The 14,230-nt window shown below is 44.8% G+C and carries 14 protein-coding genes; 11 read left to right on the forward strand and 3 right to left on the reverse strand.

Features of this window, described 5'->3' with window-relative positions:
- Positions 1-26 precede the first annotated feature (26 nt).
- The 4 genes from ABD772_RS04070 (at position 27) to ABD772_RS04085 (ending at position 3,512) form a co-directional block, all read left to right on the forward strand.
- Entirely contained in the window at positions 27-1,463 is a 1,437-nt protein-coding gene (locus ABD772_RS04070; protein WP_345101162.1) for an HU domain-containing protein, read from the forward strand.
- 10 nt (positions 1,464-1,473) lie between these two features.
- Positions 1,474-2,175 carry a MotA/TolQ/ExbB proton channel family protein gene (locus ABD772_RS04075; protein WP_345101163.1) on the forward strand — a complete coding sequence of 234 codons (702 nt, stop codon included), beginning with the start codon at positions 1,474-1,476 and terminating at the stop codon, positions 2,173-2,175.
- Positions 2,175-2,576, forward strand: coding sequence for an ExbD/TolR family protein (locus ABD772_RS04080; protein ID WP_345101164.1), 402 nt, complete (start codon positions 2,175-2,177; stop codon positions 2,574-2,576). Before ABD772_RS04075 ends, ABD772_RS04080 begins: the two co-directional genes overlap by 1 nt.
- Positions 2,577-2,696: 120 nt before the next feature.
- Positions 2,697-3,512: an energy transducer TonB gene (locus tag ABD772_RS04085; RefSeq protein WP_345101165.1), complete on the forward strand. Its 816-nt coding sequence runs from the start codon at positions 2,697-2,699 to the stop codon at positions 3,510-3,512.
- Between the two features lie 110 nt (positions 3,513-3,622).
- Here ABD772_RS04085 and ABD772_RS04090 read toward each other — a convergent pair whose 3' ends face one another.
- The gene (locus ABD772_RS04090; RefSeq protein ID WP_345101166.1) at positions 3,623-3,985 is read right to left on the reverse strand and encodes a response regulator; all 363 of its coding nucleotides are present in this window, start codon (positions 3,983-3,985) and stop codon (positions 3,623-3,625) included.
- Between the two features lie 118 nt (positions 3,986-4,103).
- Here ABD772_RS04090 and ABD772_RS04095 point away from each other — a divergent pair, with 118 nt between their 5' ends.
- Positions 4,104-5,384 (forward strand): bifunctional folylpolyglutamate synthase/dihydrofolate synthase, encoded by a 1,281-nt coding sequence (locus ABD772_RS04095; RefSeq protein ID WP_345101167.1) that lies wholly within the window; start codon positions 4,104-4,106, stop codon positions 5,382-5,384.
- Between the two features lie 48 nt (positions 5,385-5,432).
- A complete protein-coding gene (locus tag ABD772_RS04100) occupies positions 5,433-6,410 on the forward strand; it encodes a Gfo/Idh/MocA family protein (RefSeq protein ID WP_345101168.1) in 978 nt (325 codons plus the stop codon).
- Between the two features lie 61 nt (positions 6,411-6,471).
- Here ABD772_RS04100 and ABD772_RS04105 read toward each other — a convergent pair whose 3' ends face one another.
- Entirely contained in the window at positions 6,472-6,645 is a 174-nt protein-coding gene (locus ABD772_RS04105) for a DUF6496 domain-containing protein (protein WP_345101169.1), read from the reverse strand.
- 58 nt (positions 6,646-6,703) lie between these two features.
- Between ABD772_RS04105 and ABD772_RS04110 the strand changes: the two genes are divergently transcribed.
- From ABD772_RS04110 to ABD772_RS04130, 5 genes are all read left to right on the forward strand, one after another.
- Positions 6,704-7,576: a nucleoside phosphorylase gene (locus ABD772_RS04110; RefSeq protein ID WP_345101170.1), complete on the forward strand. Its 873-nt coding sequence runs from the start codon at positions 6,704-6,706 to the stop codon at positions 7,574-7,576.
- A gap of 83 nt (positions 7,577-7,659) precedes the next feature.
- On the forward strand, positions 7,660-8,754 hold the full coding sequence (locus ABD772_RS04115; protein ID WP_345101171.1) for an AI-2E family transporter: 1,095 nt from the start codon (positions 7,660-7,662) through the stop codon (positions 8,752-8,754).
- Positions 8,755-8,878: 124 nt separating this feature from the next.
- Positions 8,879-9,943, forward strand: a complete 1,065-nt coding sequence (gene lpxK, locus ABD772_RS04120) for a tetraacyldisaccharide 4'-kinase (protein ID WP_345101172.1) — start codon at positions 8,879-8,881, stop codon at positions 9,941-9,943.
- Positions 9,906-10,727 carry a purine-nucleoside phosphorylase gene (locus ABD772_RS04125; protein ID WP_345101173.1) on the forward strand — a complete coding sequence of 274 codons (822 nt, stop codon included), beginning with the start codon at positions 9,906-9,908 and terminating at the stop codon, positions 10,725-10,727. The genes lpxK and ABD772_RS04125 overlap by 38 nt, the downstream gene beginning before the upstream one ends.
- The gene (locus ABD772_RS04130; protein WP_345101174.1) at positions 10,720-12,849 is read left to right on the forward strand and encodes a putative porin; all 2,130 of its coding nucleotides are present in this window, start codon (positions 10,720-10,722) and stop codon (positions 12,847-12,849) included. The genes ABD772_RS04125 and ABD772_RS04130 overlap by 8 nt, the downstream gene beginning before the upstream one ends.
- An 80-nt stretch (positions 12,850-12,929) precedes the next feature.
- Here the strand turns inward: ABD772_RS04130 and ABD772_RS04135 are convergent, their stop codons facing one another.
- Positions 12,930-14,210: an asparagine synthetase B gene (locus ABD772_RS04135; protein ID WP_345101175.1), complete on the reverse strand. Its 1,281-nt coding sequence runs from the start codon at positions 14,208-14,210 to the stop codon at positions 12,930-12,932.
- Between the last annotated feature and the right edge of the window lie 20 nt (positions 14,211-14,230).

Here is a 14,230-nt window from a genome sequence, read left to right on the forward strand (position 1 = left end):
TTCACTAATTAACGTTAATTTAGGAAATGGATGTAGGCTTTTATTTAGGCGAATTACTGATGCAGCAGGGCGAAGTAAGTGTACCCGGTTTGGGTTACTTCGTTCAGGCCCGTGTGAGTGGTTACTACGACGAAAATGAACGCAAGTTTTATCCGCCCTATCATCAGGCGCAATTTGATTTACAATCAATAGACGACGATGCGCTGGCCGAATATATTGCTGTTAAAAAAAATATTTCGCTGGCATCGGCCCGTTACTTCGCCGAAAAATATATTACCAACTTAAAACACCAGGCATTAATAACAGAGGTGGCAATTGGTAATCTGGGTTGGTTTTATACCGAAATGACTCAACTAACCTTCAGGCCTGCACCTAAGATCATTGACGACACTATTTTTTTCGGTTTTGAGCCGGTAAGCATCAGCAAAGCTAATGATACAAGGCCGGTTGAGGAACGCCCGAAAGTAGAACTTGATTTCACTAACAGGAGCATATCAAAACCAGCCGCTGTTGAAGAAGTTCAGGATGGTTTTATACGGCCGACACCGTTAAATCAAGAACCGGTCAACGCACCGTCTTATGAGACACAGCCGCAAGGTACTATTTCTCCTGAGTTTTTCGACCCCGAAGAAGCACACACTACCTCATCTTTCAGTGGCGCATTACGTGTTGTATTGTTTGTTCTGATTGGTATCATCATAATTGGTGTAGGTGTATTTGCTTTATACCGTTATCAGCCTGATACATTTGCCAAAATAACTTTCTGGAAACAACCCCAACCGGTTGAAACTGCGAAACCAAAATTGATCCCGGTTGTAAAGCCTGCAGAAACCCTGGCAAGCGACTCATTAAAAGTTGATACCAATACAGTAACAACCGCCCCTGCTGCTACGGATACACTTACCCAACCGGCCAATAACCAAAAAGTTATTTCAGAAACACCGGTTGATCAGGGAACTGCATCAAAGTCCAAAATTCTTTCTGTAACACCGGCGGACCAAAGCAAAGCCGTTAATAAAAAAGAAATCGTTGTATCTAAAACACCGGTTAACCCAACTGCAGTTCCGCTGCCAAATACAACGAAAAAGAAAGAGACAGTTGTTTCGCAGGCAGCGGCTACTACCAAACCGGCAACTACTAAAGCAAAACCAACAGGTGCCGGAACTGCAGGCAACAACAGCAGTTTAATAGCCAAACCATCCGACGCAGTAGGCACCCGCCGGTTCGAAGTTTACGCCGTGACAACCAGCAGTATTGCCGAAGCAAATGCGGCTATCAGAAGAATGAGAAAATTTGGCCTTGATCCACGCATCGTAACTGATGCTCCGGGCTCGCTGATACATATATCTATCGGTCATTTTACTACTAAGCAAGAGGCTACCGAACTCGCCTTTAAAGAGATCGAAGCCGGTCACATCCCGGGCGGAAACGCCTATGGATTTGAGATAATTCCACAAAAATAAACTACAATTAATGCAAGCAGTTACAGACACCATTAGCAAACTAGCAGATACCGCTAACCACGCCGCACAACAGTTGGCAACCGTTCCTGATCAAGAATTACGTTTCGGCGACCTATTGATAAAAGGTGGCTGGGTTATGGTTCCCATAGGTATTTTGGCAGTATTGGGTTTAGTAATATTTTTTGAGCGATATTTCACCATCCGCAAAGCATCAAAAGACGAAAATAACCTCATGCAGCAAGTGCGTGGAAGCATACTATCCGGCAATCTGGATTCGGCTATCGTGTTATGCCGCAACAGCAATTCGCCGCTTGGCCGTATGCTGCAAAAAGGCTTACTGCGTATTGGCCGGCCCATTAAGGATATCGAAGGCGCTATTGAGAACATTGGCAAGCTGGAAGTATCTAAACTCGAAAAAAACATTGGCATTCTGGGTATAGTGGCCGGTATAGCTCCCATGTTTGGTTTCCTGGGTACAATTGCAGGCGTTATCAAGATCTTTTATGATATCTCTAAAACCGACAACATCAGTATGGGTGTAATTTCGGGCGGTTTGTATGTAAAAATGGTAACATCAGCAGCAGGTCTGTTTGTGGGTATCGTAGCATATGTATGCTACCACATATTAAATATGATGGTTGATAAGGTTATCCTGAAACTGGAAACCGACGCCATTGAATTTATTGACCTGTTAGAGGAGCCAAGCAAATAATGAATTTAAGAAAGAGAACAAGGGCAGCATCTGCCGAGGTACACACTTCGGCCATGAACGATATCATGTTCTTCCTGCTTTTATTTTTCCTGATAGCGTCGACGGTTACCAATCCTAACGTCATCAAGCTGATGCTGCCAAAATCATCCAGCGGGCAATCGGTATCTAAAAAAACAATTACGGTTTCCATCACCAAAGACCTTAAGTATTACGTTGATAAAAAAGAGATTGCCGTCGGCGATCTGAACAATACTTTATTAGGCTATAAATCGTTAGCTACCGAGTTAACCATTGTGCTATATGTTGACAAAACCGTAGCTATACAAGACGTTGTGCAGGTAATGGATGTAGCTCAAAAACTAAATATAAAACTGGTATTGGCTACAGAACCGAAGGGTTGAGTATAGTGATTAGAGGTTAGTTAATTAGAGATCAGAAGTAAAGATTGGTTATTGAAGATTAGTATTGGACTCGACAGGCCCAATGAACTAATGAATCACTGAACCAATGAACCGAAAGAAATGAATTACCAACAAGAAGAAAATAATTACCCAAAGGCATTTGCATATACAGGCGTTATATTGGCGTTTGTAATGGCTTTGTGTTACTTTATTGTCTTCACCAATCCGCCAAAGCCCGAGGACGGCACCGGCGGTATATTGGTAAACTATGGCACAACTGACGAGGGCATGGGCAGTGATTACATGAACACTGAAGAACCCTCGATGGCAGAAAAAGCTAACCATAGCAAACCCGACAAGGTTACCCCCGCCCCACCAACCGAGGAAAAACAGCAGGTGGAAAGCAGCGACAAAAATGTAGTAACTCAAAACACTGAGGATGCCCCTGAAGTTGCGGCCAATACCAAAAAGCCAAGCAATACAGTAGCTACTACGCCTACTAAGGCACCGGCTAAACCAACCATTAATCAGAACGCACTTTATAAAGGGAAAACCAATACCGGCACAGGTGAAGGCGATGGTACTACGAACACGCCGGGCAACCAGGGCAAACCCACCGGCAGTACCTTAACTAATAACTATAATGGTACAGGCTCGGGTAATGGCGGTAGTTTGATGATGTCGCAGCGCAGCTTTACCAGCCGGCCGGCAATTAGCGACAACGGCCGCCATACAGGTAAGGTAATAGTAGATATCCGCGTAGATAAAAACGGCAACGTAATTTACGCCCGCGCAGGCGGTCGAGGCACCACTATAACAGATTCAGGCCTGCTTCAAAAATGTGAAGATGCCGTTAAGAACTCCAAACTAAACGCATTAGACTCAGCACCCGACCCACAGATAGGAACAGTGGTGTTTGTGTTTAAGGTGAATTGATTTCTCTTAACTTAAAACGCTAAATCCAGTTAAGTGTCCGCACTAGCTAATACGCGCTCGAAACAGGCTGAGAGATACTCAAACTCACACCCCCTGACTAGCACTATAAATTACCCCAAACAATGCATCTTAACCTTATCCATAAAATAATTAAGGTCAAAAGGTTTGGCAATATGGTCATCTGCACCGCAATTTTTAGAAATGGTTTCCAGGTCGCTGTTAGCTGATACCAGGATTACCGGCAGGTGTTTCAAATGTTCATCATTTTTTATGTAGCTGCACATGGCCTGGCCATTCTCGCCTTTAAGCGCCAGGTCCAGTAATACCAGGCCAACTTCATTCTCATGCAGACGTCTTTTGGCTGATTGAGTGTCTGCAAGACTGATCACCTTATAGCCGCCTACTTCCAGTAAAATACTCATCATCTCGCCAATAATAGGCTCATCTTCAACTATCAGGACCTTTCTTTTCATAATAATGCTAATACATCGTAGCCTTATGCAATTGTTATACCATTTGACGGCCGCACATTCAACTTTTTATACCGATAATAAAGCAAGGACTTTGCAATTGTTATAAATTTGCCTTGTAATGACCTACCAGGAAACTATCGATTACCTATATATGCAGCTACCCATGTTTACCCGGGTAGGTGCTTCGGCGTTTAAAGCTAGTCTTGACAATACTATCGCACTTTGCCACCGGCTGGATAACCCGCAGAACAAGTTTAAAAGCATACACATAGCCGGCACTAATGGCAAAGGTTCAACCTCGCATATGCTGGCAGCTATACTCCAGACCGCCGGTTATAAAACCGGCTTATACACCTCACCGCATTTAAAAGACTTCAGGGAACGCGTTCGCATAAACGGACAGATGATCGGCCAGCAAACTGTAATAGATTTTGTGGCTCATCATCAGCAGGATTTTGAGCAAATACAACCTTCATTTTTTGAGATGACCGTTGCGCTGGCATTTGATTACTTTGCCAAAGAGCAGGTGGATGTTGCTGTTATTGAAACCGGTTTAGGTGGCCGGCTCGACTCTACTAATATTATTACTCCCCTGCTTTCTGTAATAACCAATATCGGGTGGGACCACATGAATATTCTGGGTGATACCCTACCGCAAATAGCCGGCGAGAAAGCGGGCATTATCAAACCACATATCCCGGTAATTATTGGTGAAAGACAAATTGAGGTGGCTGAGGTATTCATCCACAAAGCACAAGAACAAAACGCACCAATCAGCTTTGCGTCCGACCTATATCGCATTACTGTTAAAGGCACCGACAATGATTTAACGGAAGTAGAACTGAGCTCTTCTAATCAAGCGCTAACCGTTCAGCTGGATCTGACAGGCAGTTACCAGTTTAAAAACATAAAAACAGTCTTAGCAACCGTGAACCAACTGCGCTCTCAAGGTTTTATCATTACCGACGACCATATCAAAACGGCGCTGCGCCAGGTTAAAACCCTAACCGGTTTACATGGCCGTTGGGAAACCTTGAGCACATCTCCACTAACCATTTGCGATACCGGCCATAATCCGGACGGGATACGGGAAGTTTTGGAAAACATTGTTAAGGTTAAATATAAACAGCTGCATTTTGTAATAGGTATGGTAAACGATAAGGACGGTGCCAAAGTGTTGTCGATGCTGCCGAAAGAAGCCATCTATTACTTCTGCAAACCCGACATTCCGCGCGGGCTGGAAGCTGAAACCTTACAAGCCCAAGCCCTTGAATTTGGTTTGCAAGGGAACGTTTATTCGTCTGTAAAAGCGGCTTTGGCAGCAGCTCAAAGTGTTGCGCAACCAGAGGATCTGGTGTTTATAGGCGGCAGTACCTTTGTGGTAGCCGAAGTTGTCTGAAAATAACCGGCTAATTTGCTATTTTTATCCAGACCTGAAGATATCTATATGAGCCAAATTACCTGGGGTATTATTGGTTGCGGTGACGTAACCGAAAAAAAAAGCGGACCCGCCTTTAATAAAGTTACCGGCAGTAAACTGGTGGCGGTAATGCGCCGTAACGCGGAAAAGGCAGCCGACTATGCCAGTCGCCACAAGGTACCCAAATGGTATGCCGATGGTAGGCTGTTGATCGACGATCCGAAGATAAATTCCATTTACATTGCCACCCCGCCATCGTCACATATAGAATATGCGCTGGCGGCTTTAAGGGCTGGTAAAAATGTATATATAGAAAAACCGGTTACGCTCAATGCTCAGGAGGCAATCACTATCGCCCAAGCCGCCGGGCAAAGTGGAGGAAAGGTCGCGGTGGCACACTATCGCCGGGCACAGCCGATGTTTTTATATATAAAAGAGTTATTGGATACAAAGGCCATAGGCGATGTACGTATAGCTCAGATTAAAATGTGGCAAAGCCTGCGGCCGAAACTCATTACTCAAACAGCAGATAACTGGCGTATAAACCCAGCCCTTTCGGGGGGCGGTTACTTTCATGACCTGTCGCCACATCAGCTTGATTTAATGCTTTACTTTTTTGGCGAGCCTGACTATTATAATGGCCGCGCGCTTAACCAATCGGGTTATTATGATTGCGATGATAATGTGAGCGGGCAGATCATTTTCAAAAACAAAGTGGTAGTTAACGGCTCCTGGAGTTTTAATGTTTCTGAGGATGAAAAGACCGATCAATGCCACATCATTGGCAGCAAGGGTAGCATCAGTTTCCCGGTATTCGGCCATGATGTTACCGTAAGGACACGTGCCGGGGAAAAAGTTGTTAAATTCCCCCCGTTAGAGCACGTACAGCAGCCCATGATTGAGAAGGTGGTGAATTATTTCAAAGGCGATGGCGATAACCCATGCTCAATTGAGGAAGCGGTGGTATTGATGGGTGTGATAGATGCGTTTAGCCACCCACTCTAAATCTCCCCAAAAGGGGGATACTTTAAAACGCGCCCCCTCCCCTTTGCGGAGGTCGGGTTGGTTATTTTTTCTTCGGTACCTTAGCCCCTTCCTTCCGCGCTTCTGACAGGCCTATTGCTATTGCTTGTTTTTTGCTGGTTACCTTTTTTCCGCTGCCGCTTTTTAATTTGCCCTCATGCATTTCGTGCATGGTTTTTTCAACTTTTTCACCGGCTTTTTCTGAATACTTTGCCATGATGTTGTTTTTAGTAAATGATAATAAGTGATGCAAAAAATTTGCCAATTTTACGCTGATGAACCGCATAGCTGAAACCGACCTCATTTTAAATGCCGATGGCAGCATTTACCATCTAAATCTTTGTCCGGGCGATGTGGCGGATACCGTTATAACCGTTGGCGACCCCGACCGTGTGAGCGAGGTAAGCAAATATTTCGATCACATCGAACTAAAAAAGGGTAAGCGCGAGTTCATCACCCATACAGGCACCATTGGCACAAAACGATTGACGGTAATATCGACCGGCATCGGCACAGATAACATAGATATTGTATTCAATGAACTGGACGCTTTGGTGAACATCGATTTGGCGGCACGCACGGTTAATCGTACGCTTCGCAGTTTAAATATCATCCGTATTGGCACCTCAGGCGCCGTACAGGCGGATATTGAATTAGATAGCCTCTTGTTATCATCCGCAGCTATTGGTTTGGATCCGTTGATGCACTATTATCAGCAAATACTGACCGGTGACGAGCATAGTTTGCTAAGTGCTTTTAATGCGGCTTTGCCAAAATCAACTTTACTGCCCTATGTGGCGTCGGCAGGGCGGCAACTACTAGCGGCTTTGGGCAAAGACGAGCGGCAAGGCATTACCGTTACCGCACCCGGCTTTTATTCGCCCCAGGGGCGGCAAATACGGGCTGCAACAATTGTTCCGCAGCTGATGGACATTGTGAGGCAATTCAATTTCAACGGACAACGCATTACCAACCTGGAGATGGAAACTTCGGGTATCTATGGACTCGCCGCAGCTCTTGGTCATCAGGCGGTATCATGCAATGTGATACTGGCTAACCGGGCAACGCAGGTATTCAGTAAACAACCGGTCAGGGTCATGGATTATTATATCCGGCATCTGCTCGAAAAAATAGTTGCTACTGTGTAACCATGTCGGATATTACCAATTATATTTATCTTCAAAACATAAAACGGGCGCTCATGTTACCTGTTTAATTTGATCTGTAAGGCATGACATTAAAAAAACAACTCGCCCCATTTTACGAAAGATTATCACTGGTTCTGATTGGCATCATAGCACTGGGTTTCCTGGTGATATCAGGTAAAGATGTACTCGACCCGCTGATGTTCGGCTTTTTGTTTGCCCTTTTGTTAATGCCGGTTTCGAGTTTTTTTGAACGTATTTTACGGGTACCGCGCACTATATCCTCGTTTCTTTCCATTATCTTACTGGTGGGTTTCGTCGGCGGCGTGTTGTATCTGGTCGGCTCGCAAATATCAAAACTGATGGACGACTGGCCCATGCTGCAAAAGCAGATTGCACAATCGGGTAATAACATATACGACTGGGTGGAAACCACTTTTCACTACGACGTCAGCAAGCAAAAGATATTTCTGAACAACACCGAGCACAAGATCCTGTCGCGCGGTAGTGAGGTGGTAACTACTACGTTTGGCGCAGTGTCGTCGCTGCTGCTGTTTTATGTATTTATCATGATATTCACCTTCTTTATTCTGTTTTACCGCAAGCTGCTTCTCAGATTTGTATTACAGGCTTTTGGTAAGGATAATGAACCGATAGTATATGATATCGTTGAAAACATACAGGGCATTTTAAGGCAATACATATTAGGCCTTGTACTCGAAATGATTATTGTAGCTACCGTGGCTTGCACTATATTTTTGCTTATCGGCATTAAATATGCGGCGTTGCTGGGTATAATCGTCGGCCTGTTTAATATCATCCCTTACCTGGGTATTTTTACGGCTTTACTTTTAAGTGTGTTAATTACTTTCGCCACCGGCCCTGTCAGCAATGCGGTATGGGTGGCTGTTGGTGTAATCGGCATACACGCTGTTGATGCCAACGTGTTACTGCCAACTGTAGTGGGTTCAAAGGTACGGCTAAACGCACTGATAACTTTCCTGGGTATCATCGTGGGCGAATTGATGTGGGGGCTGTCAGGCATGTTTCTTTCTATCCCTGTTATGGCAATATTTAAGATCATTTTTGACCGTGTTGAGAGTATGAAACCATGGGGTTATCTGCTCGGCGGCGATTACGAGTTCAAGAAATCGGCAGAGAAAAAAATGAAGACACAGTAAGCCATACGCCAGACTTCAGATCGATTTATCGGGCACAAGGAAAAGCGCTTCGATTTTAAAGAGAGATGTGACGTGTCCCGTACAAGCCTGCGGTTCTTTCATTTTTCCTATCTTTACAGCCTGTATGAAATTTCTGCGCCTGCTATTGTTTCCTTTTTCGCTGATGTACGGATTAATTGTCGTTATGCGCAACTGGTGCTACGATGCAGGGCTGCTAACATCCCGCAAATTTGGCATGCCGGTAATCGCCGTGGGCAACCTGACTATCGGCGGTGCAGGGAAAAGCCCGTTAACCGAATATCTCATCCGTCTCTTAAAAAAAGAAAATAAGGTAGCTACGCTGAGCCGGGGTTACGGGCGCAGTACCAAAGGCTATTTAATGGCAGATAGCAACGCAACAGCCAGCCAGATTGGTGATGAACCGGCGCAATTCAAACACAAGTTCCCTAACGTTAGTGTTGCTGTTTGCGAAAAGCGGGTCGACGGCATAGAACAACTGCAAAGCCACCACGATGTTATTATTCTGGACGATGCTTACCAGCATCGCGCGGTAAAGCCCGGGCTGAGCATTTTGTTGTTTGATTATAATAGCCTTAATAGCCCGCACCTGGTTTTGCCGGCCGGCAATTATCGCGAACCATTCAGTGGCCGTTGGCGCGCGGATGTGATTATTATCAGCAAATGCCCGGCCGATATGCCTGACAATGAGCAGGAACGTATCATTGCAGAAATGGCACCACTACCCTATCAGCAGGTATTTTTCAGCTCGATCAATTATATGGGTTTGCAAGATTTAAAGGGTAATAACGCCCATACGGTGATTGATCAGGACACTACCGTTTTTGTGTTAACCGGCATCGCTGATCCTGATCCGCTGATTAACTATATTAAAAAGCACACTTTACACGTTATACAGCATAATTATCCGGATCACCATCGCTTTAGCTTAAAAAATATCACTAAACTTGCCGATGATTTTGCCACCTGCAATGCACAAAAAAGACTGATCATTACAACAGAAAAAGATGCACAGCGTTTAGGTGAACAAGAGCTGTCGTCGCTTGTTAATGAACTGCCTGTTTTGGTGTTACCAATTAGTGTTAACTTTTTAAACCACCGGCAAGGGCAGTTTGATGAACTAATAATTGAATATGTCAGGAAACATAGAAAGCACAACCCAATATATTAAAAATCGCATAGGCGATTTTGTACCTGAAGCGGGTATTATTTTAGGTACCGGCCTTGGCGGGCTGGTTAATGACATTGTAGTTGAGAAGCAATTGATGTACAGCAACATCCCTGATTTTCCGATTTCGACTTTAGAGTTCCACTCGGGTAAATTGATATTTGGTACACTGGGCGGTGTTAAGGTAGTTGCCATGCAGGGCCGTTTGCATTATTACGAGGGCTACAATATGCAGCAGATCACCTTCCCGGTAAGGGTAATGAAAATGCTGGGTATTAAAACGCTGTTTGTGTCGAACGCCAGCGGTGCTTTAAATCCTGACTTCAGAAAAGGTGATCTGATGGTGATCGAGGATCACATCAGCCTGCAGCCACATAACCCGCTGGTGGGCCGTAATGACGACGAATTAGGCCCCCGGTTCCCTGACATGAGTGAGCCATATAAACGCACCCTCATTGATAAGGCACTTGACATCGCCAAAAAAAATAACATTACCTGCCACAAAGGTGTATACGTTGCAGTTTCAGGCCCAAACCTGGAAACTCGTGCCGAATACAAATACCTGCGTATTATTGGCGGCGACGCCGTTGGCATGAGCACTGTGCCTGAAGTTATTGTAGCAAACCATATGGGCCTGCCGGTATTTGCCATTTCTGTATTGACAGATGAAGGTTTTCCGGAAACCCTGAAACCGGTATCTGTTGAAGAAATTATAGCCGTGGCTGTAGCTGCCGAACCCAAACTGACCCTGATACTTAAAGAATTGATTGCGGGTTTAAATGGCTGATAAATTTAAATACCTGCTATTACTGCTGATCTGTATGACAGCACAGCTGGCTTTGGCACAAAAACCACTGCGTGTTGACCCTAATAACCCCAATCAATACAACCCCAATAATCCGGGCAGATATCCTAACCAGCGGGGTTATGGAAGTGATACAGGGCGTACCCGACAACTAACCGGCGACCAGCTGATTGATACCATTCGTAAGCGCGAGGAAAACGCCCGCGACTCGGTTATTTTTACCAGCAAGTTTATTAAGGTTACCAACGAAAACTTTTTAAAGGACAGCACACAACTATTTCCGATTGATACTACGCTTGCCAATTTTGAGAATTACAGTCGGTTATTTCAGCCGCGCTCACCAAAAATAAGTTTGGGCGGTACTGAAGGACTGGCAACCCGCAGCTTATTATTTGAACCATCGAAAACTATAGGTTTTGACGTAGGACTGCACGCGCTCGACCCATATTTTTTAAACCCCGAGGATATTCAATATTACAATGCCCGTGTACCTTATACCTTGCTTAAACTGGTTACCGCCGGCCGTGCCGAGCAGATATTTAATGCCATGCACACGCAAAACATCAAGCCTAACTGGAATATGGGCTTTAATCTTGACTTTGTAGGCTCACGAAATTTTTATAGCAATAACCACGTGCTTGGCCAAAACGTAAGTAACGTTAATGCTGCTTTATTTAGCTGGTATGAGTCGAAAGACAAGCGGTATAATATGTTGGCTAACGTAATTTTAAATAACCTTAAATCACCGGAAACAGGGTCTATTTTGAACGACTCATTGTTTACCAGCGTGCGCGGCTCGTTTGATAAAAGCACTGAGGCGGTACGCCTGCCTAATACTTACGAGAACTGGAAAAATACCAGCTTGTACATTAAACAGTTTTACTACATAGGCCGTATTGATACTACGGTTCAAAAAAACTCGGCCAATATATTGCCTACACAACGGGTTAGCTATACGTTTAAGTATAATGTGCGTAAATACGAGTTTTTGCAAAATGATGTGGATACTTACCATGTGTTCCCCGATTATTACTTTAGTTCAAACCGATCGCGCGACTCATTGACCGTACACCATATCCAAAATGATTTTGGTTATAGCTTTTATTTGCGCGGCAAGAAAAAACAAGCGGTTAAAAATGAACTAAAGCTCGACGTAGGCTTAACGCACGACTTATACAGCTATACCCAGTTTGTAACCGACACCATTGTTGACCAATTTGGCTATAAATCGCGCAAACCGGATAAAAAGCAGGATGCATCATTTCAGGATATTACGCTGCATGGCAAACTGAGCTACCGCTTTAGCGACCGTATTAACCTGGAAGGCAACGTACAGCAAATTGCCGTCGGCCGCGATTTTGGCGACTTTTTGTACGATGCTAAATTATACCTGGCAGGCGGCAAGAAAGCAGGCCGTATCATTTTAAACGGTTATGTGCAAAACAGCTCGCCGCCTTTGGCTGCCACCAGTTGGGTTTCAAACCACTACATTTTCCATAATTCGTTTTCAAATCAAAAAACAACCAGTGTATCGTTCAACTATATTAACGATGCCCTGCAGCTAGACCTGAAGGCCGAGTACTTTTTAATTACCGATTACATCTACTACCAGGCCCAGCCCGGCGGTGTTGATGCTCACCCGGCGCAACTCGGCAATCCCATTAACCTGTTAAAATTGAGCCTGGGCAAGAACCTGAGCTGGCACGATCTGCATTTTGACAACTATGTAGTTTACGAGAAAACCGACTACCAGCCTACCCTGCGGGTACCAGAGGTTTATACTTATAGCGCACTATATTATAATGCCTTTTTGTTTAAAGTGCTGCACATGTCGGGCGGTATTGATGTACGCTTCAACACGCCTTACCTGGCGCCGTCATACGCAGTAGGCCTGGGCCAGTTTTATAACGGACCAAATGTTACTTTTTCATCATACCCTGTCGGTAAAATATTCCTGAAAGGCACTATTAAACAAACCAACCTGTTTGTAGCTTATGATTATGCTAACCAGGGCATGTTCAGCAAAGGATATTATACCGTAAACCGCTACCCACAACAGGATGCGGCGCTGAAGTTTGGGGTGAGCTGGTTTTTCTTCCAGTAAACCCCGGCCCTTAAAGATAGAGTAATGAAGAAGTATTTAATATTTGTAATTCCCGCTTTTTAGAGCGCTGGGCGCTATCCTTACGTTTTCAATTTCTTCTTTTTAGCCGCCGGAAACAGCACATTATTCAATATCAACCGGTACCCCGGTGAATTGGGGTGCAGGCTCAGATCTGTTGGCGGCTCATTGGGGTTGTACTGATAGTTCTCCGGGTCATGGCCGCCATAAAAGGTCCATTGTCCTTTGCCATATTCACCATGAATGTAGCGAGCCTCGTTGGCACTTTTCATTTCGCCCATAATGGTTACGGTCGATTTAACCTTTGACTTATCAAAGGCCGTTGCAAGGCCCAGGAAGCCTTTGATCACCTTGTCGTGGTTTTGCGTAAGCATACTGGGTATCACATCCCATTTGGCCGAGAAATCAAACAGCGTAAATAAATCGTCCTCCTGGTTTACATGGCGGGTATTGCTCACGTCGATATTGCTGAACCTTCCACCAGATCGCCCAAACGAATAAGCACTGGTTACTACAGTGAAATTTTGAAAGGCCAACGTTTGCGTGAAATCAAGTTTTGATTGCGCCTGCGGATCAGGCGGGTCGCCATCGTAAATCTCATCCACAATATCAGTCTTGGCAGCTGCAAGCGCTATATCAAAACTATCAGCTCCAGAACACATAGCCAGTAAAAAGCCGCCATTTGCACAAAAATCGCGAATAGTTTGTGCCACAGCCAGTTTCATCTTGGATACTTTTTTATAGCCAAACTTTTTGGCCGTAGCCTCTTGTATAGCTTTGGTCTGTAAAAACTTGTCAACGTTGCGGCCCCGGTTACCCTCTTTACTGTACTGTCCGGTAAAATCCTCGTGGTGCAGGTGCAGCCAGTCGTATTTGTTCAGGTCACCGCGCAAAACCTCTTCATCGTACACCAAATCAAAGGGTATCTCGGCGTATTTCAGCACCAGGATAACCGCATCGTCCTGTGGTTTAACGCCCTCTTTCGGCGAATATACGGCCATGCGCGGCGCTTTTTCCAGCTTCACAATGTCCATATTAACCGAAGGATCGTTGATCTCGGCAGTGATCTGCGCTACTTTATCATCGGCAATAACCTCATAGGTTACACCCCGAATTTTACACTCGTTCTCCGTTTTGCTGTCGTACTTTGTCAGGAAACTGCCGCCGCGGTAATTGAGCAACCAGTCAACCTCCTGGTCATTCTTTAAAACCCAAAATGCGATACCGTATGATTTAAGATGGTCTTTCTGGACGTCGTCCATAGGTATTAATATGGATGCTGCCCTGAGTCCGGTGCACCAGAGCAGCATGGTAGAAGCCATAAGATACCTTAAACACTTCATTTTGTAATATTTGTTGCTAC

It is taken from the genome of Mucilaginibacter panaciglaebae, from assembly GCF_039539265.1.
Taxonomy (GTDB): Bacteria; Bacteroidota; Bacteroidia; order Sphingobacteriales; family Sphingobacteriaceae; genus Mucilaginibacter; species Mucilaginibacter panaciglaebae.